This is a genomic window from Cobetia sp. AM6, assembly GCF_009617955.1.
GTDB lineage: Bacteria > Pseudomonadota > Gammaproteobacteria > Pseudomonadales > Halomonadaceae > Cobetia > Cobetia amphilecti.
The window spans coordinates 1817823-1838502 of the sequence record NZ_AP021868.1 but is presented as its reverse complement, the minus strand read 5'-3'; the positions used below and the strand labels follow the sequence as shown (position 1 = coordinate 1838502).

Here is a 20680-nt window from a genome sequence, read left to right as displayed (position 1 = left end):
ATGAAGAGTCATGACATGGATGAAGCCACGGCAAGCTGAAACGAACCTGAATGGAGTGCCTATTTGCGTGTGGGCAGATGCACCTCGGCTCTCAATCCCCCTGCGCCGGCTGTTGAGTAGCTCACGCAACCAGCGTAATGCTTGACGAGATGGGCAAGAATGGAGAGCCCCAACCCATAACCCGGGTGAGTTTCGTCCTGACGCCACCCACGCTCGCCAAGATGGGCCAACTGTGCCTGCGGCACCCCCGGACCATCATCCTCGACGCAGAGCACGATCTGGTCACTCTCTATCGTCAATCGGCATTGCACCTGATTGACAGACCACTTGCCCGCATTATCCAGCAATATGCCGAGCATTTCGGTGAAATCCTGTGTCTCGACATTCACCCAGCTATCCGCATGCTCATTAGATACGCCCAGACACTCCAGCAAGAAGGTACGCTGCGGATAGATCCCCTGGAACATCTCGATCAAGCGCTGGGCCTCTTCAACCGGGCGTGTTGTCTGACCGGCGCGCGGGCCAGCAATGCGGGCTCGCCTGAGTTCTGTCTCCAGCTGGGAATGAATCGTCTCTACACGTTGCAGCATCTTGCCACGACGTACCTCATTGATCGGTCGCTTGCCACGCAGCACCTGTGTCAGTGCCGCCAGAGGTGTCTTGAGCGCATGGGACAGATTCGCCACAGACTCTCGTGAACGAGTCAACCTAAGATCAAACTCATCCAGCAAGGTGTTGAGCTGTGATACCAGCGCATCAAGCTCGGAAGGGGCCTCAAGCTCAATCCGCTTTCGATACCCGGACTGAAGTTCACTCAATTGATGGCGCAGGACACTCAACGGCTTGAGCCCCCGCCTTACCGCCAGCAGATTGAGTGATATCAGAATCCCCCACAACAGGATGGCGCTGGCGGCGATCCACCAATGAACTCGGGTCAAGCCCTGCTCCACTGGCGAGAAATTCTCGGCAATCAACAATTGCACCGCGTCCCCGCGGATATCGAAGACGTGCCGATAGACCAACAGTGGCTGTTGCTGAAACTGATGCATGAATAACGCATCCCCCTTGCCCTCAAGCAAAGGGAGCATCTGCGTCGGCAAGGCAGGCAACGAGGTACTGACCTTCTCCCCGACTCGCAACACATAGAAATGATGAAAGCTCAGAGATTCCTCACGGGCCGCTGCCATGAGCTGGGCAACAGGCCGCTCATCCTTCTTGAGCAAGGTGACGATATGCGATGCCTCATCCTTGAGACGCTCCCCAAGAAAGTCCTTCGCCAGCTCGTGGAGAAAGAAGCCATGCAGATACCAGGCAAACAACACCACCGCGAGGGATGCACCTCCCAGGCGGGTCAGCAGGCGAAAACGAAGGCTACGACGATCGATGTGAAACAAGCAGATACCCCTGTCCGCGGCGGGTCTGTATCAAGTCCTTGCCCAGGCGGCGGCGAAGGCGAGCGATATAGACTTCTACCAGATTGGGCGCCGCGGCGTCCTGCTCCAGGGCATATAGCTGATCCAGCAACTGTGTCTTGGAGTGCACTCTGTCTGGATGATGCATGAGGTACCGTAACAGGCGAAATTCGGTGGCCGTCAAGCTCGCCCACTGCTCTCCATCACAGCACACACGCTGCGCCTCTTCATCCAGCTGAATTCCGCTCACCTGAAGATACCCATGACTTGCCCCTTGACGACGCCGAAGCAGCGCATGAAGACGTGCCAGCAACTCTGCTTCATGAAATGGCTTGGTCAGGTAATCATCTGCCCCGCTGCGCAAACCGACGACCTTGTCTTCCCACGTGTCACGGGCCGTGAGAATCAGTATCGGAATATCCACCTGACCTTGACGCCAGCGCTTGAGCAAATCCAACCCGGAGCCGTCCGGTAGTCCCAGATCCAGAATGGCCAGCGCGTACTGCTCGGTTGCCATGAAGGCTTGCGCATCATTCAAATTGGAGGAGACATCCAGTCGATAACCATTGTCCTCAAGCAGCTCGGCCAGGCTTTCCGCCAGCAGGTCATCATCTTCAAGCAACAACAGCTTCATGCCAGCTTTCTCCTGATCCACAAAACACCCACTGAACACTGCGGCATATGGCTAAACCAACATGCCATGGTAAGCCTCACCATCCTATAGGGGAAAGCTGATCACTGGCTGAAAAGACAGCAACATGCAATCTCTCCACCACGCGAAGCCGCTCGAATCTCCCATGTGCTATTCAGCCACGTACGCTTGGCTGGATAGCGCCTCTTGGTCACGGTAGCCTTGCACGCCTGTCAGGCAGGTCATACGTCATGTCGGCTGCCTGACCCCCTATCCATCTTTATTGGCTATCTCCACAGGATGCCCGCAATGCTCGCCAGTCCCGCCGATTTTCCCTACCTCGCAAGCCTGCTTGAGGGCCTCGCGCAGTATTTCCCACTCTCGTTGCCTATCGTCTGCGCGTTGTTGTTGCTTGCCCTGCTGACGTCAGCCATGTCCGCTGCCGTCGGGGTTGGCGGCGGCACCCTGCTGATCATGTTCATGGCGCAGTTGATGCCTGCCGCTGCCCTGATTCCGGTGCATGGCATGGTGCAGCTGGGCTCCAACGGCGGGCGCATGGCGATGACGTGGCGCCATATCGACATGCGCCGTCTGCTGGCCTTTCTGCCCGGTGTGGCGCTGGGTGCGCTGGTCGCGGCCTGGGTATTGATCCGCTTGCCTGAAGGGGTGCTGGAGCTTTCCATCGCGCTGTTCGTGCTGTTCACCTGCTGGGGGCCGGCACTACCCAAGCGAGCTTTGAGCCGCACGGGCACCTTGATCGCCGGTGCCATCACCACCTTTCTTTCAAGTCTGATCGGTGCCAGCGGCCCACTGGTCGCAAGCTTCATCAAGCAAGGCGGCGGCGCGCGTCACACCAAGGTGGCGACCTTCGCGGCCTGCATGGTCGCGCAACACCTCACCAAGGCGTTCATCTTCGGTATGGCCGGCTTCGTCTTCCAGGAGTGGTTGCCCCTGATCGTGCTGATGATCGGCGCGGGCCTGATCGGCACCCGGCTCGGACTGCGCTTTCTGGATCGCGTCTCCAACCGGCATTTCGACGGCCTGTTCAAATGGGCGCTGTCGTTGCTGGCGCTAAGGCTTGCCTGGCTGGGGAGTGTCTCTCTGATCAGTCATTGATCCGCCGCCAGCCACGCTCTGATCCGCTTCTCGCGCATGGGACATCTGGCGGTTGCGCTGTTGATCATGACCGGTGCGCTGATGATCACAGCTTGCCCCCCTGTCCTCTCGACAGGGATGCCCCGGGTATCACACTCAGCTGGCCTTGTTGCCTGCTCCGCCCATCACGACGCGTCAGCATTACCCACCATCAAAAGCGCCCCGCTCAGGCATCAGGCTGAGCGGGGCGCTGCTTGTCATGCGTCAACTACAGATCAGAGAGATCAGAACGGGTACTGACGAGGTTCGACCTGCACGCTGACCCACTGATCGGTGGTGAACTCCTCGAGCACCCAGTCGCCATTGAAGCGCCCCAGGCCGGAGTTCTTCTCGCCACCGAAGGGTGCGCGCGGATCATCGTTCACCGGCATGTCATTGACGTGCACCATGCCAGACTCGACCTGACGCGCGAAACGCTCGCCACGCGCGATATCTGCGGTGAAGACGGATGCCGAGAGGCCATATTCGGTGCCATTGGCAAGTTCCAGCGCGTGCGCTTCATCACGGGCCTTCTGGATGCCGACCAAGGGCCCGAATATCTCGTTGCGGGCCAGACTCATGTCATTGGTGACATCGATGAACACATGCGGCGGCACCAGCTGGCCTTGTGTCTCACCCTCCAGCATCACCTTGGCACCCTCGGCCTTGGCTGTCTCGATCATCTCGAGCAACCCGTCACGCTGTTTGGCATTGATGATAGGGCCTATGACGGTGTCATCACCTGCGGGATTGCCCATCTTGAGCGCACGGGCGCGACCTACGAAGCGTGCCACGAAGTCATCATGGACCGACTCATCGACGATGATGCGATTGATGGCCATGCAGATCTGCCCCTGATGGAGGAACTTGCCCATCAAGGCTGCACTCACGGCTTGATCGATATCCGCATCATCGAGCACCACGAAGGGGCTGTTACCACCCAGTTCCAGGGCAACATGCTTGAGGTGATCACCACCGACGGCGCGCTTGCCGATGCCCTTGCCTACCTGGGTGGAACCGGTGAAGGAGATCAGCCTCGGCACTTCGTGATCCACGAAGGCATCGCCGATCTCGCTGCCGGAACCGACCACCACGCTCAAGACGCCGGCAGGCAGGCCCGCCTCCTCGAACAATCTGGCCAGCAGCAGGCCACCCGTCAGCGGCGTGTCACTCGCCGGCTTGATGACGACGCTGTTGCCAAGCGCCAGTGCCGGTGCCAGGGAACGCTGGGTCAGATGCAGCGGGAAATTCCACGGGCTGATGATACCGATAACACCCAGCGGCTTGCGAAAGACACGGCTCTCCTTGCCCGGCACCTGAGCCTCCATCGCCATCCCGGCCACGCGGTTGGCCATCGCGGCAGATTCCAGCGTGATCGCGCGAGCCGCGGCCAGCTCCGCCTGCGCCTTGATGCGGGTACTGCCGGACTCACGAATCAACCAGCCGAGCAGCTCCTCGCGTCGCTCATCCATCAGCTCCACCACCTTGTGCATCACGCCCGCGCGCTCGCTTGCCGGCGTCTGGGCCCAGTCAGGCTGAACATCGCGCGCCTTGCGATAGCTGGCGTCGAGATCCTCGGCGTTGGCCATGGAAATAGAGAGCAGAGAGCTCTGATCGAAGGGGTCCACCACCTCGAGCGTCTTGCCGGCTCGTCCGGCACGCCATTCACCGGCGAGAGGTAGCTGCTCCAGGTTCTGGTAATCGCGAGGCATGAGTCTCTCCGTGCTATGGGGTTACAGGAGACATGGCGATAGTGTGGCAAAACCCAACCACCGCAACTCAGCTATGCCAGAATGGCACCGCCAACTGAGAGCATCCCCCTACCGAAACCGAATGAGAGTCAAAGGATGAGCCCTGAAGACCTGCAGAAACTGACGACCCGCCAGATGCCCTATGGCAAGTATGCCGGACGCCTGATTGCCGACCTGCCCGGGGATTATGTGGGCTGGTTTGCGCGCAAGGGGTTTCCGCAGGGCGAGATCGGTCGCCTGCTCGCGCTGATGCACGAGATTGATCACAACGGGTTGAATGCGTTGCTGGAGCCGCTGCGGCGGCGCTGAGGGACTGAGGCGCTGAGGGAGTGAAATACAGAAGAGCTGCGCAAGCCGCAGCGTCGCGGACAAGTCAGCGAGTGGGAATCACGACAGGCGGCCGCTGGCCTCCAGTTGATCGAACATGTCGTGCAGCGTCGCCTCGAGGGGCCGGTAGATCAGACCCAGCTGCTCGCGGCTGCGGGTATTGTCGAAGACGAAGGGATGGCCCACGTTGCGCGCGACGACCTTGCGGGTCACTGCCTTGTTGGCCAGCGGACCCGCCAGCCACACCAGCCATTTGGGCAACTGGCGAGTGGGAATCGCGTACTGCGGGCCGGCGTGACGACGCAACAGGCGTCCCAGTTCGATGAAGCTTGAGGAGTGCCCGGAGACCAGATGACGCCCATTGGCCGTGGGCAGAAATCCTGCCGCCAGATGCGCCTCGGCCACATCCCGCACATCCACCACGCCCATGCCGTAATCCGGCGCGCCTATCCTGAGCGTGCCATCGCATAGCTGGGTCATCAGGCTGAAGGATTCGCCGCGCGTGTCATCGCTGATCGCGGGGCCGAGCACCAGCGAGGGGTTGATCACCACCAGCCGCCAGCGCGACTGCTGCTCGGCGATCTGCCAGGCGGCCTGTTCCGCCAGCGTCTTGGAATGGGAATAGGCCTGATGCTCAAGCGATGCCGTGGTGTTCCAGACACTCTCGTCGAAACAGCCGCGCGGCGTATCCAGCGCATCGGCATTGTCGCTGTAGATGGCGGCACAGCTGCTGGTCAGCACCACCCGTTCGACACTGGCGTGACGATTGGCCTCTTCCAGCACATTGCGCGTGCCCTCCACTGCCGGACGCACCAGATCGCGCTCAGGGTCCAGGACACTGACCACGAAGGGCGAGGCGGTATGAAAGACCACCCCACAGCCTGCCATCGCCTGAGCGTAGGAACCCGGTTTGAGCAGATCGCTGGCGAAGACACGTAGCTCCCCCGGCAAGCGCTCGCACAGTGCCATGAGCGCCGCCAGACGTTCGCTATTGCCGGGATCGCGCACGGCGGCATGCACCGTCAGGCCTTCTTCCAGCAAGCGACGAATCAGCTGCCCCGCCACATAGCCGGTCGCGCCGGTCACCAGTACCGGGCGCGATCGCTCCAGCCCTGCCAACAAGGCTTGCGTAGACGCATTGAGCGGCATGGACGGACTCCCGGAATGCAGTAAATGGCGATCTGACGGCACAGTGTGCGCGGCAATGGCGTCAGGCAGACAGCTTGACGAACCAGGTCCACAGGCCGCCCAGAATCAGCGACTCGGCGGCGAAGCGGAACAGATGGCGCATCTCGATGCCATCCAGCATCAGCCCCATCAGACGGGCCGTCATGATGCCGGCGATACCTGCCACCGCGAGCGTCACCAGCACCGGCAACACACCCAGGCCGATCGGCGGATACATCAACAGATACCCCACCGCGATGACCCAGCCCCAACGAATGCGCCGCGAGATCGCCGCGCCGGTCTCCTTCGGCACTGTCTGCGGCGTGTCGTTCGGGCCCTTGAAGCGGTTGACCAGCTCCGGCACTGCCGCCAGCAGTACCCCTGCGGTCAGCACGAAGCCGCCCAAAATCTGCAATACCATCATCATCGTGCCATCTTCCCTTGTCCGGTAATCAATGGCGCACATGCTACCAATACTGCCGGGCAAATGCCTGACCGGGATGCATCCCCCGGCATCGTCTCGTGCATCTTCCCATCTGCGGCACGCTGATCTATCATCACGCCATCGTCATTTCGACAAGTCTCGACATATGGACAGATCAAATGAATGACTCCGACAGCCTGCCCGACCCGCAGGCCACACTGGACACCTTCGCGGCGCTGTCCCAGGCCACGCGTCTGGACACGTTTCGCCTGCTGGTCCGCCATGAGCCACAAGGCCTGCCCGCCGGCGAGATCGCACGGCGTCTCGAGGTGCCGCACAACACGCTCTCGACCCATCTGGGCGTATTGAGCCGCGCGGGGCTGATCCACTCCCAGCGCGAAGGCCGCTCACTGATCTACCGCGCCAATCTCGAGCACATGCTCGCCACCGTGCAGTTTCTGGTACGTGACTGCTGCGCGGGCTCCTCGGTGGTCTGCGACCCACTGCTGGCCTCGCTCACCGTGCCCGACTGCAGCGCCTCTTCCACCCCCTGTGCTTCTCAGGAGCCTCGCAACGATGACTGATTCCGCCCGTTCTTCCGGCAAGATCACGATGTATCACAACCCGGCCTGCGGTACGTCACGCAATGTGCTGGCCATGCTCAAGGCCTCCGGCGAGACACCGGAGGTGATCGAGTATCTGGTCACGCCGCCGACGCGCGAGACGCTGGAATCCCTGATTGCCGCCATGGGAGGTGGCCCGCGCCCGCTGCTGCGCCGCAAGGGCACGCCCTATGACGAGCTCAATCTGGATGACCCGGCCTTGAGCGATGCGGCATTGATCGACTCCATGATGGCCCACCCGATCCTGATCAATCGCCCCATCGTGGTCACGCCGCAGGCCACGCGTCTGTGCCGCCCGTCGGAGGCGGTACTGGAGCTGCTGGACAACCCGGTCGCGCAATACACCAAGGAAGACGGCGACGTCGTCCACGCCCCCAGGACCTGAATCATGAACGCACACACTCCCGACACGTCGCACCTGCCCACAGGCGACACCATGACCAATGAACTCATGACCGACGAGATGAAAGCGGCACTCGCCGACCTGCCCAATATCGATGCCGAGCACTGGCGACCGCTGGAGATCGATCGCTTGGTCGGGCCGGATGCCCCGCGTCACGCGCCGCGCATTCTGGTGTTGTACGGCTCCCTGCGTGAGCGTTCCTTCTCACGCTTCGCCGCCGAGGAAGCGGCGCGCCTGCTGCGTGCCTTCGGTGCCGAGGTGCGCCTTTACTCGCCAGCCGGCCTGCCATTGCCGGATGACTGCGAGGCCGATCATCCCAAGGTGCAGGAGCTGCGCGAGCTGGCCCAGTGGTCCGAGGGCATGCTGTGGGCAAGCCCGGAGCGCCACGGCGCGATGACCTCGATCATGAAGGCGCAGATCGACTGGATTCCCCTGTCACTGGGCGGCGTGCGCCCCACCCAGGGCAAAACGCTGGCCATCCTGCAGGTCAGTGGTGGTAGCCAGAGCTTCAACAGCGTCAACCAGCTGCGCATTCTGGGCCGCTGGATGCGCATGCTGACCATCCCCAACCAGTCATCCGTGCCCAAGGCCTTCAATGAATTCGACGAGCATGGCCGCATGCGCCTGTCGCCGCTGTATCTGCGCATCGTCGATGTCTGTGAAGAGCTGATGAAGTTCACCTGGATGAACCGCGACCGCAGCGCCTATCTGACCGAGCGCTACTCGGAGCGTGTCGAGAGCGCCGAAGAGGTCTCCCGTCGCGTCAACCAGAGCACGATCTGACGCAATCCGCGGTCGCGCACGCGGCTTCTCACTTACTCTTCACCCTCGACAAGGAGACGTCATGCTTGCCTTGGCAATCTTCGCCATCACGCTGGCACTGGTGATCTGGCAGCCACGCGGGCTGGGCATCGGCACCAGCGCCCTCGGCGGCGCCGTGGTCGCGCTGGCCTGCGGCGTGGTCAATCTGCCGGATGTGCTGGTGGTCTGGGATATCGTCTGGGACGCCACCTTCACCTTCGTGGCGCTGATCATCATCTCGCTGATCCTCGATGAGGCGGGCTTCTTCAGCTGGGCCGCGCTGCATGTCGCGCGCTGGGGCGGCGGCAACGGACGCAAGCTGTTTCCGCTCATCGTGCTGCTGGGCGCGGTGATCGCGGCCTTCTTCGCCAATGATGGCGCCGCCCTGCTGCTGACGCCGATCGTGATCGCGATTCTGGTGCGCCTGGAATTCTCGGCGGCGGCCTCGCTGGCCTTCATCATCGCCACCGGCTTCGTGGCCGACTCCACCAGCCTGCCGCTGGTGATCTCGAATCTGGTCAACATCGTCAGCGCCAACTACTTCGACATCTCCTTCACGCATTACGCCGCCGTGATGGTGCCGGTCGATCTGATCGCGCTGGCCGCCACGCTGATCGTGCTGTGGCTGATGTTCCGCAAGGAGCTGCCCTCGCACTACGCGCTGGAGAAGCTCGAGGCACCATCGAGCGCCATCAAGGACCGCCAGGTATTCCGCGCAGCCTTCCCGCTGCTGGGGGTGCTGCTGGTGTCCTACTTCGTGACCGCGCCGCTGGGCATTCCGCTCGCCGTCGTCACCGGCAGCGCCGCGCTGATTCTGCTGGCCATCGCCGGGCGCTGGCTGGGCAGCGGTGATGCCGTGATCGAACTCGGCCCGGTGCTGCGCGGCGCGCCGTGGCAGATCGTGCTGTTCTCGGTGGGCATGTATCTGGTGGTCTACGGGCTGGGCAATGCCGGCCTGACCGATCACGCCAGCGACATCCTCGCCTGGCTTGCCAGTCAGGGCGAGCTGGTCGCCACCCTCGGCACCGGCGTGCTGGCCGCCGTCACCGCCTCGGTGATGAACAACATGCCTGCCACGCTGATCGGCGCGCTGGCCATCGACCACCTCACCACGCAGCAGGTCAGTGACGCGACGCGTGAGCTGATGGTCTACGCCAACGTGATCGGCAATGATCTGGGGCCCAAGTTCACCCCGATCGGCAGTCTCGCCACACTGCTGTGGCTGCATGTGCTCGATCAGAAAGGCCATCACATCAGCTGGGGGCAGTACATGAAGGTCGGCCTGGTGCTGACGCCGCCGGTGCTGATCGCCACCCTGCTCGGCCTGTGGGCCTGGCTGGGCGTGCTCAACGGCTGAGAGGCCGCCATCTCCTGGCCAAGGGCCATGGCTCAGGCCGTCATGACATGACCACTTGCACAAGAAAGCCCCGCCGAATCCCGGCGGGACTTTTGCGTTGCGTGCGTCATTGCCCGAGATAGAGATGTCCGCCGTCAGGGCTGGCGGCGGCTGACGATGACTCCGCTGTCGGCCGCTTCACCCTCGGCGGCGATCTGCGCGCGCATCCAGTTGCAGAATTGCTGCACGTGCCTGGCGGGCTGCGGGTGATGGAATAGCCAGTAGGCACGCTGGCGGTTCGCAGCCATCTCGAACAGGCATTCCAGGGTGCCATCCTCAAGCTCCTTGCGGATCAGGCGTGGCGGACACAGCGCGACCCCTTGCCCCGCGACCACCGCAGCACTCAGCAGACTGAAATCCTGATAGAGATCGCCCTTGTCGAGCTGGGAGGGATACAGCCCGCAGTTGTTGAACCAGTCATGCCAGGGCTGGCGCGACTGATCGTGGATCAGCTCCAGCTTCAACAGGTCTGCCGGCTGGGTCGGGCGGCGGTGATGCTCCAGATACAGCGGACTGGCCACCGGCTGGGTGGCCCCCGAGAACAAGCGGAACGCCTGTGATGCCTTGTCCGGGAGTTCGTCCTGCCAGGTGATCATCACATCGAGCTCCGGCAGCAGCCCACGCGCACTGATGCCGGCATATTGCAGGCTGACCGCGATATCGGGGCATTGCTCGCGAAAGCTGTTGAGCCGCGGGATCAGCCAGCGCACCGCCACCGAGGGAAGACAGCTGACGCGCAGCTGGCGACGCTGATGCACCCCTTGTGGGTCGACCTCGAATTCGGCCACCGACTGCTCGATTCTGGCAAAGCCGGCCTGCAGGCCATCGGCCAGTCGGCGCCCGGCGTGTGACAGCACCACGCCGCGTCCGGCCCGCTCCAGCAGACTGACTTCCAGCGTGGCCTCCAGGCGGCGGATCTGGTGACTCACCGCCGACTGGGTGATGTTGAGCTCATCCGCAGCCGCGGTGATGCTCCCCAGGCGTGACACGACCTCGAAGGCATTGAGCGATGACAGACTGGGTCGCATGGGATGTCCTTGATGACTGGCCTGGCCGGGGGCCAGAAACCGGGTGCCAGAAACTGGGTGCCGAGTTCCTGTGCCAAGCGCTGGGCTGAGTGCTTGCGAGCAGCGCCCTGATGGAAGAAAGGCGTCAACCAGCATGTGACGGCAACCCATGATATGAAGTCATAGGTTAAACGAAAAATGGTCAGTTTTCTGCAATCCACCTCATGGCTAAGGTGAAGGTGTCAGTGATATTGCCAGCTCCCCGCTGCTTGTTCCGCGCAAGCCTGCTGCAACACGACACCACTGGTGAACAATAACAAGACGCCTCGGCGTCACCATGAGGTCTCCTAGGATGAACTTACCTGTCCTGCTGTCGTTCGGGCTCTATCTGCTGCTGATGCTGGGCATCGGCATCTACTTCTATCGCATCACCCACAATCTGTCGGATTACATACTCGGGGGACGCGGCTTGCCGCCAAGCGTCGCGGCCTTGAGTGCCGGCGCTTCCGATCTCAGCGGCTGGGCCCTGATGGGCCTGCCCGGCGCCATCTTCAGTGGTGGCCTCTCGCAAGCCTGGATCGCGGTCTGGACCCTGGTCGGCGTCTACCTGAACTGGACCCTGGTCGCCGAGCGACTGCGCGTGTTCACCGAAGCGGCCGGCAATGCGCTGACGGTGCCGGATTATCTGGAAGCGCGTTTCGAAGACCGCTCACGCGTGCTGCGTACCCTGTCTTCCGTGGTCATGCTGGTGTTCTTCACCTTCTATGTCTCGGCGGGTCTGGTCGGTGGTGCCGTGCTGTTCGAAGGTCTCTTCGACATCGATTACCGCGTCGCACTGTGGTTGGGCGCGCTGGTCATCGTCGGCTATACCTTCCTCGGTGGCTTCCTCGCCGCCTCATGGACCGACCTCATCCAAGGCCTGATGATGGCCGCCTCGCTGTGTGCCGTGGCTGCCATGACGGCAGTGGCGCTGTTCGGCGATGGCGCAGCCGCCCCGGCAGCGGCGCAGGATGTCGCCCCCATCGGTGGCCTGATGGAAGGCGTGACCTTCCTGGGCATGCTGTCGCTGGCCGGCTGGGCGATCGGCTACTGTGGCCAGCCACACGTCGTGGTGCGTTTCATGGCCGTGCGCAAGCGTGAAGATATCAAGGTGTCGCGGCGTATCGCCCTGCTGTGGTCCGCCATCACCATGGCGGCTGCGGTATCAGTGGGCGTGCTGGGTTACTACTGGTTCGGCGGTGAGCTGGGTGGCGGTCTCACGGACAGCGAGCGTGTCTTCATCTCCCTGAGCCAGATCATGCTCAACCCCTGGGTGGCAGGCTTCATTCTGGCCGGCGTCCTGGCCGCGATCATGAGCACCGTCGATTCCCAGCTGCTGGTCTGCTCCAGCGCCATCGCCGAAGACATCTACCGTGGCCTGATTCGCCCCAAGGCAACGCAGAAGGAGCTGGTCTGGCTGAGCCGTGCCAGCGTGATCGGCATCGCACTGCTCGCCACCGTGATGGGCAGCGAGCGTGACAGCAGCATCCTCGGCCTGGTGTCCTACGCCTGGGGTGGCTTCGGCGCCGCCTTCGGTCCCGTCATCCTGCTGTCACTGTTCTGGCGTGGCATGACCCGCAATGGCGCCATCGCCGGCCTGCTGGTCGGTGCCCTCACCGTCGCGATCTGGAAGCCGCTGAGCGGCGGCCCGCTGGAGATATTCGACATGTTCGAGGTCGTACCCGGCTTCCTGTTCGCCCTGATCGCCGTCGTCATCGTCAGCCGCATGAACGCAGAACCTGCCGCCAGCGCCTGCTTCGACCGTCTGATGAAGCACTGGCGCCGCGAACAGGCATGACCCCGCGCAGGGGGATCAAGAATTTCTCCCTGCGCCCTGCAGATACCGCCACTGCCGGTCATCACACTTGCCGGCAGTGCACGAAAGCCCCCAGCCGGGCAGCGAATTCTAGGCAGTCCGGCCTGGTCATCAGATCCAATTTCGATTTACGAGGAGTCCTGTCATGAGTGATGTACCTGCCGCCTATCAAGCCAGCAAGGGTTCGATTCTGGACGTCGATCGCGACTTCTACGACAGCCTCACCGAAGGCAAGGCCGAGCGCACCCTGGTCGCGACCCATACCGTGCCGCTGCGCGATGGCCTGGCGTGGGAAGTGCCGGCGGGCCACGTGCTGCGCATCAAGATCACCGAAGGTTCACAGGTCGGCGATTTCAACATGTGGAACCTGCACAACCCGCGTGAGCGCATGTGGGCGTCTCGCACCCGCCAGCTGCAGCGCGCGCATGTCAGCACCTATGATCGCCTGTGGTCCACACTGCCCTACCTGCGCCCGATGGCGACCATCATCGATGACACCCTCGCCGACTATGGCGTCGATGCAGAAGGCGGTCGCGTGCATGACCTGCTGGGCACGCGCTGCGACCCCTACGTCAATCGCCTGCTGACCGGCGAGGACTTCGATCACCACTGTCACTCCAACCTGGTGCGTGCAGTGGAGCCCTGGGGCCTGACCGAATTCGATATCCACGATGTGCTCAACATCTTCCAGTGCACCGGCCTCAACAATGAAGACAAGTACTTCATGAAGGCCTGCCCGGCACGCAAGGGTGATTACCTAGAGTTCTTCGCCGAGACGGACCTGCTGTGCGCGATGTCCTGCTGCCCGGGTGGCGATCTGTCAGTGGACCTGTGGGGCCCTGATGCGCGTGACCCGCTCGAGACCTGCAACCCGCTCGGTGTCGAGATCTACCGACTGGAAGGCGATGTTCTCGCAGGCTGGGAGTCGCCCAAGGTCGCGGCTTACGCTGGCAACCACGGCCGCCAGCACCCCACCACCGACTGGGCCGCCATCAAGCGTGAGCGCTGCTGCTGATGCGACTTCTGGTACGCTGACCGCCTTTATCGAATACTGATGTAACAAAGCCCCCTGCCGAGACTCTCGGCAGGGGGCTTTGTCATTTCGTGAATGGACATCGCCGCCTTATCCCCGGCTTGTCTGCTCATACAAACGGCGATGTTCGGCGTGCAGCGATGTCCAGAGCGGCGCCATGCGGGCAATCAGGCGAGGATCAAACTGCTTGCCGGATTCCTCGCTGAACAATCCGACCAGACGCTTCAACGACCAACCCGGCTTGTAGGCGCGCGGCGAGGCCAGGGCATCGAAGACATCCATCATCGCGGCTACCTGACAATGCAGTGGCAAGGCACCCCCGGTGGACCCGGCAGGATAGCCTTGGCCATTCCAACCCTCGTGGTGGGTGATCGCCACCAGGCTGGCCAGCGCTCTCAGGGGGCCGCGCAGCGTAAACAACAGGCGCCCGCCGTGACTGGCATGATCGCGCATCGTGACGCGTTCCTCATCACTGAGCGCACGCGGGGCATTCAGAAGCTCCGTCGAGATCCCGACCTTGCCGATATCATGCAGCAAGGCCGCGCTATGCAGATCATGCAGTGGCACCTTGCGCTGACCGGACGGCAACAGCCTTGCGTAGAGAAATACCGTCAGCCCCGCCACCCGCCAGGAATGCGCCAGGGTATCGCCATGATGACGATGAAGGAGGCGCGCCAAGGCCAGGACCCCGGGTTCGAGCGTCTTCGCCCCGGGCGGCGGCTTGAAGAGGTAATCCGGCAAGGGGGCATCACCGGCGGGCGCGAATCGCGTCGCGCACAGGGCATGTTTCATGGGGGCTCCCTGTTCAATCTGCCTATCAAGGGTCGTGAGTCATCAGGGGGCGCATGATCGATGCACCAGATAGGGTCGCATCAGCCCAAAATGACGAATGCCTATTTGTCGTTCGTTTTTTAGATTTGTGTTTCACATCCGTCTCGCAAGCTCGGGCCTTCATATCCGCTTCGAAGACCAGCTCTTCCAAGACCCTGCACTTGCTAAAAAGGGCTTGCTAAAAAGGACTTGATAGACAGCACGTGATAAAAAGTACCTGGTGAATATTAGGCGATAATAATGACGTGTCTCAATGTTTCCTTCATCAAATCTTTACCTTATTCGTATTGCAGCAATGACGCATACCGCGCTCAGAGACGCGCGCATATCATCTCGCGAACCATTCCAGCAGATGCTCGATCAAGCGCACCGTGCGCAGCGGACGATGGCGCTCACGATGATAGATCAATGACAACGGCACATCCGCCGGCTGCCAGTCACTCAGCAACTCCTGCAGCTCTCCTCTCGCGATGGCTGATTCACAGTAGAGCCTGGGCACGCGAATGATGCCATTGCCGGCGATGGCACCACTGACCAGCACATGCCCGTTGCGGCACTCAAGCTGGCCACCCACGTCCACCTGCAACTCGCGAGACTCTGCCCCGCGCGTGGTGAAGGACCAGCGCGAGACCGAGCCAACCAGGCAGCGGTGATCCACCAGCTCGCCGGGCGTGTTCGGCGCGCCATGGCGAGCGAGATAGTCGGGGCTGGCCACCACCACGTAGGGCAATGTCATCAGCGGACGCGCGATGAAATCGGCATCCTCGAGGGCGCCCATGCGCAGGGCGATATCGAAATCGTCACGAATCAGGTTCACGCGATGACTGCTGAAATCCAGCTCCACCTGCACTTGCGGCCATGTCTGCATGAAGGCATGCACGGCGGGTGCCAGCAGCCGCTCGCCGATCGGCCCGCCGACGCTGTTGATGCGCAGCCTCCCGCGCATGGCATTGCGCTCCTCACGTACCAGCGTCACGATCTGGGTGATGTCACCCAACGCACTGCGACACTGGGCATGCAGCAGATGACCGCTCTCGGTGAGTCGCAACGAGCGTGTCGAACGCTGCATCAGCGACACGCCCAGTGCCTGTTCAAGCGCAGTCACCTGTTTGGAGACCTGCGACCGCGACACGCCCAACTGATCGGCGGCGCGGGTGAAGCTGCCATGATCCGCCGTCATGACGAAGGCACGAATATCGGCCAGAGGAAGCGACTCGAGCATGGGGCTCTCCAGAGGTGTGATGTCGAGAGGGAACACAGAGGCAGGCACGCCAAGACACTCAATCGAAGATACTCGACCGAAGACACGTAATTGAAGACACGGGATCGAAGACAGTCAGTCACGGAGCATCATGCCAGCAGTCTACCAGCCGCATCGACGTCTTCTGTCACAAGGTCTTCAAGACGACAAATGGCGCGTGAAGATCCTTGGCGTTAGATAACGCATACAAAAAGGGGCGCTGATGAGCGCCCCTTTTTATTTCTAGATCACCAGCCCATTACCAGATCACCAGACCATTACCAGATCACCAGTCTATGACCAGGTCACCAGATCACCCGACTTCCGAAACTGGCTTATATCGTCTGTCTTGCCTGTCTGGATGCCGTGACTGTCTATATGTCGTGACTGTCTATATGTCGTGACTATCCTGGCATCTAGCCGTCCCTGGCGAGTCAGCTTGCCAGAGGGAGCCGCATTACCAGCCGACGCTGGCTGACAGGGTGATTTCCATCGGGTCACCCACCAGCACGCGGGTATCGCCGCCGCTGCCGTAGTAGTAACCCGTATCGAACAGGTTCTTCGCATTCAGCTTGAATTCGGTGTCCGGGCCGAAGAAGTCATGACGCCAGCCGACGAAGGCATCTGCCACGGTGTAGGCATCCATCGAGAAGCTGTTGTCGTCATCGCCTTCACGCTCACCGACATAGCGCACGCCACCGCCGACACGCCACTCGCCGTAGGACGGATCGATCGCCAGATCATGTGCCAGATAGAGGCTGGCCGCGTTGAGCGCCGCATTCGGCAGACGATTGCCCTCGGTGCCTTCGGTATCCTCCAGCACTTCGGTATCGGTGTAGGCGTAGCTGAACAGCAAGGAAGTGCGATCCGTCAGGGCCCCTTCGAGGCTGAATTCCAGGCCTTGCGAGCCGGCTTCACCGATGGTGCGAGTCACACCATTGTCAGTGACTGCGACGTTTTCCTTGCGGATCTGGTAAAGCGCCACGGAGGTCGCCAGACGCGGATTCCACTGACGCTTGTAACCGATCTCGTAGCCCTTGCCGAGCTCGGGGTCGAGGCTCTCGCCGCTGTCACTGTCGCTGCCATTCGGCACGAAGGATTCGCTGTAGCTGATGTAGGCGGAGCTGGCATCGTCGATGCGATAGAGCAGGTTCGCGGAGGGCAGGAACAGGTCGTCGCTGTAATCGGGGTCAGACACGAAGTCCTCGCCCTGCCCGCTCTGCTGATCGAACCAAGTGTAGCGCCCGCCAAGGCCCAGAATCCACTTGTCGGTCAGATACCAGCGGTCGCTGACATAGACCCCGATGGCCTGGGTCTCGTCGAGACGATTGCTGCGCGAGGTATTGATGTCGTCGGAGGTCACCTGGGCCAGCTGGCCGTGGTTCACGTTGGTGACGGTGGAAACCGTGACGGAATCGCCGAAATAGCGCTCATCAAGATAGTCGCGAGTGGTCTCGTAGTCCGCCCCGATGACCAGCTGGTGACGCTGGCCCGCGATCTCGACATCGCCCATGGCGTCCAGCGCCGTGTAGTGCTCGCTGCGATCATAGCCCTGGTTCTCTTCGGCGCGCACGGTCACATCGCCGCTGTCGCTGACATCGGTGACATTGGCGCGTGCATCGCTGTACTGACGACGCGTCCAGCCGTAGGTCAGCTTCATATCCCAGTTGTCGGTGACTTCCTGCTTCCACCAGGCATTGACGGACTCGTCATGGCCATAGACGCGGTTCCAGGATTCATCGAAACGCGTGCCACGCGTGACGTTGGCGGCGCTGCCGTTGTAGAAGACGGTGCCACGATCGATATCCAGCTCGTAGTCCTGGTACTCGTAGCTGATCTGGGCACTGCTGTGCTCGCCTTCCCAACGCAGTGACGGGGCGATGGTGGTGCGACGGTCATTGCCGTATTCGCGCCAGGAGTCCTCATCCTCATGGGAGAGGATGAAGCGATAGGCCAGACCGGTGTCCTCGATGGGGCCGGTGGTGTCCAGGGTGGTATTGCCACCGCCGAAGGAGCTGACCTCGCCACTGATCTCGGTGTGCGTCTCGTACTGCGGACGCTTGGTGACCATGTTGATCACGCCGCCGGGGTTCTGCTGGCCCTGGAAGAGCGATGACGGTCCCTTGAGCACCTCGACGCGGTCCACGGTCGCCGTGGTGTAGGTACGGCGCGGCTGACGGATGCCATCGATCAGCATCGAACCATCGCTGTTGCTACCGAAGCCTCGCTTGACGAAGCCGTCTTCGGTGCCCCCCAGGGTGTTGCCCAGCTGGATACCCGCGACCGGCTGCAGCGCCTCTTCCAGATCATCCAGATTAAAATCATGCGTGACCTGCTGGGTCACGACATTGATGGTGCGCGCCTGCTCGAGGAAGTCCACCGACTGCTTGTTGGCCAGGCTCGAGGCCTCGGCGCGGTAGCTGCCCGGCGCCACTTCGCCTTCACGCTCTCCGGTCACCACGATCACCGAATTCGCGACCGGCGACTCGCTTGAGGTGGCGCCCTCTGCCGCCAGCGAAGTGCCCGGCAATGCCATCAGGCTGAAGATCAGGCAGGAGAAATGTCCCTTGTTCGTGCTTGCAGCGCTATCCCGAGAATGATTTGGCACCTGAAAACCCTTTGTACGCGATGCGACAGCGTCCTGCTGAACCACACCTTTCATCAGCTCGATGAGCAGAAAGTGGCCATGACTGACGCCCCCCGCGCCAGTAAATGAGTCGCGAATGCTAATCTTTATCAAATGCTACCGCAACGAAAAGTGCGTGATTTTTCCGCGGAATGACCTGAGCTTTGCCTTATTTAACGCTCAGCAAACCTCTATTTGCGTAATTGTACTGACGTCGAACCGTCACACGCGCAATGCGCGACGTCAGACCATGGGCGCAATGACACAAGGCTTGGGAAACGCCGCATTGACACAGGGAGAATGGGCGCTCTACCCTGCACAGGTAGAACGAACACTCTCCCTCGTTGATTCGACCATGGCACCGACATGATCCAGCACGATATCGCCGCCCGCCTGGAGACGCTCTTCAGCCAGCGCGGCTTCGCAGAACCGAGTGTTGCCGAGCTCAAGGCAGCGTCAGACGTGAGTCTGCGCACCCTCTATCGCCACTTCCCCTCCAAGGAGAGCATGGTGATCGGTGCGCTTCAGCATCGCCACGAGCGCTATATGGCCTTCCTCGAAGAGGGAGTGCCCGAGGATGGCGCTGCGGCGCTCAGCCACCTCTACCAGCGGTTGGGTCACTGGATGGCGTTCGAGGCACCCAACGGCTGCATGTCGGTCAATGCCCTGGCGGCCTTTCCCGACAACCCGCAGGTGCGCGAGGCCGTCGACCGCCACAAGCACGAGATTCTCGAGTGGCTCGGCCAACGCAGCCGCCGCCCAGACCTCGCCACCGAGCTGTTCCTGATCCATGAAGGCGCCTCCTCCGCCTGGCTGGTGCTGGGCGAGAAGGCCATCGAGGCCGCACTTTCCACCACACTGACCCTGTTGGGAGCACCCCACCGATGAGCTCACTTGCCACAAGCAAAGACAGCATGCACGGCGTCTACCTGACCGGGCATGGCGGCCCGGAAGTGCTGGAAGTGCGTGACGACATTCCTCGCCCGACTCCCGGCCCGCGTGACGTGCTGGTGCGGGTCGGCGCGGCTGGCGTCAACAATACCGACCTCAACACGCGGCTGGCCTGGTACTCCAAGGGCGATGGCGAGGCAGAGGATGCCAGCTGGTCCGGGCAGCCGATCCACTTCCCGCGCATCCAGGGGGCCGATATCTGCGGCGAGATCGTCGCGGTCGGCTCAGACGTCAGCCAGGCGCGCCTCGGCGAGCGTGTACTGATCGAGCCCTGCCTGAGGGAGCACGACGGCCAGACGCTGGAGTCCGCCTGGTATATCGGCGCCGAATGCGATGGCGGCTTTGCCGAATACACCCGGGTAGCGGCGCGCCATGCCCTGCGCGTCGAGAGCTCACTCAGCGATGTGGAACTCGCCTCCTTCCCCTGCTCCTACTCCACCGCCGAGAACATGCTGACTCGCGCACAGCTTGCCAAGGGCGAGCGCGTGTTGATCACCGGCGCCTCCGGTGGGGTCGGCTCCGCGGCCGTCCAGCTCGCCAAGGCCCGTGGTGCCCATGTGATTGCCGTCACCAGCGCGGCCAAGGCCGATGCCCTGCGCGATCTCGGAGCCGATGACATCGTGCTGCGCGATCAGCCTCTCGACGAGGCGCTCAAGGGCCACAGTGTCGAGGTGGTCATCGATCTGGTGGGCGGCCCGCAATGGCCGCAACTGCTGGATATCCTGGGCTACAAGGGGCGCTACGCCGTCGCGGGTGCCATCGGTGGCGAGATGGTGGAACTCGACCTGCGCACGCTGTACCTGAAGGACTTGAGCTTCTTCGGCTGCACGGTGCTGGAACCGGAGGTCTTCCCCAATCTCGTGCGCCATATCGAGCAAGGCAACATCAAGCCGCTGGTCGCTGACACCTTCGCGCTGGCCGAGATAGCCACCGCCCAGGAGGTCTTCCAGCAGAAAGGTCACGTGGGCAAGGTCGTGCTCAAGGTCCGTCAGGACTGAAAGCGCCCTGCTCGGACGACTGGCCAGAACGCAAAAGGGCTACCCGATGGGTAGCCCTTCCTGTGACTGA

The 20680-nt window shown here is 62.0% G+C and carries 19 protein-coding genes; 10 read left to right on the top strand and 9 right to left on the bottom strand.

All coding sequences use genetic code 11. The features are described 5' to 3' along the window. Window positions 1–59: 59 nt before the first annotated feature. A complete protein-coding gene (locus CLAM6_RS07880) occupies window positions 60–1394 on the bottom strand; it encodes an ATP-binding protein (protein ID WP_242007780.1) in 1335 nt (444 codons plus the stop codon). Then, the gene (locus tag CLAM6_RS07875) at window positions 1372–2046 is read right to left on the bottom strand and encodes a response regulator (RefSeq protein ID WP_153635664.1); all 675 of its coding nucleotides are present in this window, start codon (window positions 2044–2046) and stop codon (window positions 1372–1374) included. Before CLAM6_RS07875 ends, CLAM6_RS07880 begins: the two co-directional genes overlap by 23 nt. Before the next feature lie 306 nt (window positions 2047–2352). Here CLAM6_RS07875 and CLAM6_RS07870 point away from each other — a divergent pair, with 306 nt between their 5' ends. Then, window positions 2353–3159, top strand: coding sequence for a sulfite exporter TauE/SafE family protein (locus tag CLAM6_RS07870; RefSeq protein WP_153635663.1), 807 nt, complete (start codon window positions 2353–2355; stop codon window positions 3157–3159). A gap of 263 nt (window positions 3160–3422) precedes the next feature. On the opposite strand, the gene CLAM6_RS07865 is transcribed toward CLAM6_RS07870, so the two are convergent. Then, the gene (locus tag CLAM6_RS07865) at window positions 3423–4889 is read right to left on the bottom strand and encodes an aldehyde dehydrogenase family protein (RefSeq protein WP_153635662.1); all 1467 of its coding nucleotides are present in this window, start codon (window positions 4887–4889) and stop codon (window positions 3423–3425) included. Between the two features lie 135 nt (window positions 4890–5024). On the opposite strand from CLAM6_RS07865, the gene CLAM6_RS07860 reads away from it, so the two are divergent. Continuing rightward, complete coding sequence (locus CLAM6_RS07860; RefSeq protein WP_153635661.1) at window positions 5025–5237, top strand: DUF3820 family protein; 213 nt, start codon at window positions 5025–5027, stop codon at window positions 5235–5237. Window positions 5238–5315: 78 nt separating this feature from the next. Here CLAM6_RS07860 and CLAM6_RS07855 read toward each other — a convergent pair whose 3' ends face one another. Next, the gene (locus CLAM6_RS07855) at window positions 5316–6404 is read right to left on the bottom strand and encodes an NAD-dependent epimerase/dehydratase family protein (protein ID WP_153635660.1); all 1089 of its coding nucleotides are present in this window, start codon (window positions 6402–6404) and stop codon (window positions 5316–5318) included. A gap of 61 nt (window positions 6405–6465) precedes the next feature. Further along, window positions 6466–6849: a hypothetical protein gene (locus tag CLAM6_RS07850; RefSeq protein ID WP_043332759.1), complete on the bottom strand. Its 384-nt coding sequence runs from the start codon at window positions 6847–6849 to the stop codon at window positions 6466–6468. 176 nt (window positions 6850–7025) lie between these two features. Here CLAM6_RS07850 and CLAM6_RS07845 point away from each other — a divergent pair, with 176 nt between their 5' ends. From CLAM6_RS07845 to CLAM6_RS07830, 4 genes are all read left to right on the top strand, one after another. Further along, window positions 7026–7430 carry an ArsR/SmtB family transcription factor gene (locus CLAM6_RS07845; protein ID WP_052384434.1) on the top strand — a complete coding sequence of 135 codons (405 nt, stop codon included), beginning with the start codon at window positions 7026–7028 and terminating at the stop codon, window positions 7428–7430. After that, window positions 7423–7854, top strand: coding sequence for an arsenate reductase (glutaredoxin) (gene arsC / locus CLAM6_RS07840; protein ID WP_153635659.1), 432 nt, complete (start codon window positions 7423–7425; stop codon window positions 7852–7854). The genes CLAM6_RS07845 and arsC overlap by 8 nt, the downstream gene beginning before the upstream one ends. A gap of 51 nt (window positions 7855–7905) precedes the next feature. Then, on the top strand, window positions 7906–8655 hold the full coding sequence (gene arsH / locus CLAM6_RS07835; RefSeq protein WP_242007779.1) for an arsenical resistance protein ArsH: 750 nt from the start codon (window positions 7906–7908) through the stop codon (window positions 8653–8655). A gap of 61 nt (window positions 8656–8716) precedes the next feature. Continuing rightward, complete coding sequence (locus CLAM6_RS07830) at window positions 8717–10030, top strand: arsenic transporter (protein ID WP_153635658.1); 1314 nt, start codon at window positions 8717–8719, stop codon at window positions 10028–10030. A 134-nt stretch (window positions 10031–10164) separates the two neighbouring features. Here CLAM6_RS07830 and CLAM6_RS07825 read toward each other — a convergent pair whose 3' ends face one another. Next, on the bottom strand, window positions 10165–11097 hold the full coding sequence (locus CLAM6_RS07825; protein ID WP_172978652.1) for a LysR substrate-binding domain-containing protein: 933 nt from the start codon (window positions 11095–11097) through the stop codon (window positions 10165–10167). 331 nt (window positions 11098–11428) lie between these two features. Between CLAM6_RS07825 and putP the strand changes: the two genes are divergently transcribed. After that, window positions 11429–12913: a sodium/proline symporter PutP gene (gene putP / locus CLAM6_RS07820; protein WP_153635656.1), complete on the top strand. Its 1485-nt coding sequence runs from the start codon at window positions 11429–11431 to the stop codon at window positions 12911–12913. A gap of 163 nt (window positions 12914–13076) precedes the next feature. Next, on the top strand, window positions 13077–13946 hold the full coding sequence (locus CLAM6_RS07815) for an urea carboxylase-associated family protein (protein ID WP_054556025.1): 870 nt from the start codon (window positions 13077–13079) through the stop codon (window positions 13944–13946). Between the two features lie 108 nt (window positions 13947–14054). Here CLAM6_RS07815 and CLAM6_RS07810 read toward each other — a convergent pair whose 3' ends face one another. From CLAM6_RS07810 to CLAM6_RS07800, 3 genes are all read right to left on the bottom strand, one after another. Further along, entirely contained in the window at window positions 14055–14756 is a 702-nt protein-coding gene (locus CLAM6_RS07810) for an HD-GYP domain-containing protein (protein WP_054556024.1), read from the bottom strand. Between the two features lie 367 nt (window positions 14757–15123). Continuing rightward, entirely contained in the window at window positions 15124–16017 is an 894-nt protein-coding gene (locus CLAM6_RS07805; RefSeq protein ID WP_153635655.1) for a LysR family transcriptional regulator, read from the bottom strand. Window positions 16018–16492: 475 nt separating this feature from the next. Next, a complete protein-coding gene (locus CLAM6_RS07800) occupies window positions 16493–18643 on the bottom strand; it encodes a TonB-dependent siderophore receptor (RefSeq protein WP_242007778.1) in 2151 nt (716 codons plus the stop codon). 384 nt (window positions 18644–19027) lie between these two features. On the opposite strand from CLAM6_RS07800, the gene CLAM6_RS07795 reads away from it, so the two are divergent. Together CLAM6_RS07795 and CLAM6_RS07790 are read left to right on the top strand one after the other, a co-directional pair. Then, window positions 19028–19549: a TetR/AcrR family transcriptional regulator gene (locus CLAM6_RS07795; RefSeq protein WP_153635654.1), complete on the top strand. Its 522-nt coding sequence runs from the start codon at window positions 19028–19030 to the stop codon at window positions 19547–19549. Between the two features lie 26 nt (window positions 19550–19575). Next, entirely contained in the window at window positions 19576–20610 is a 1035-nt protein-coding gene (locus CLAM6_RS07790) for an alcohol dehydrogenase family protein (RefSeq protein WP_242007777.1), read from the top strand. The last annotated feature ends 70 nt before the right edge of the window (window positions 20611–20680 follow it).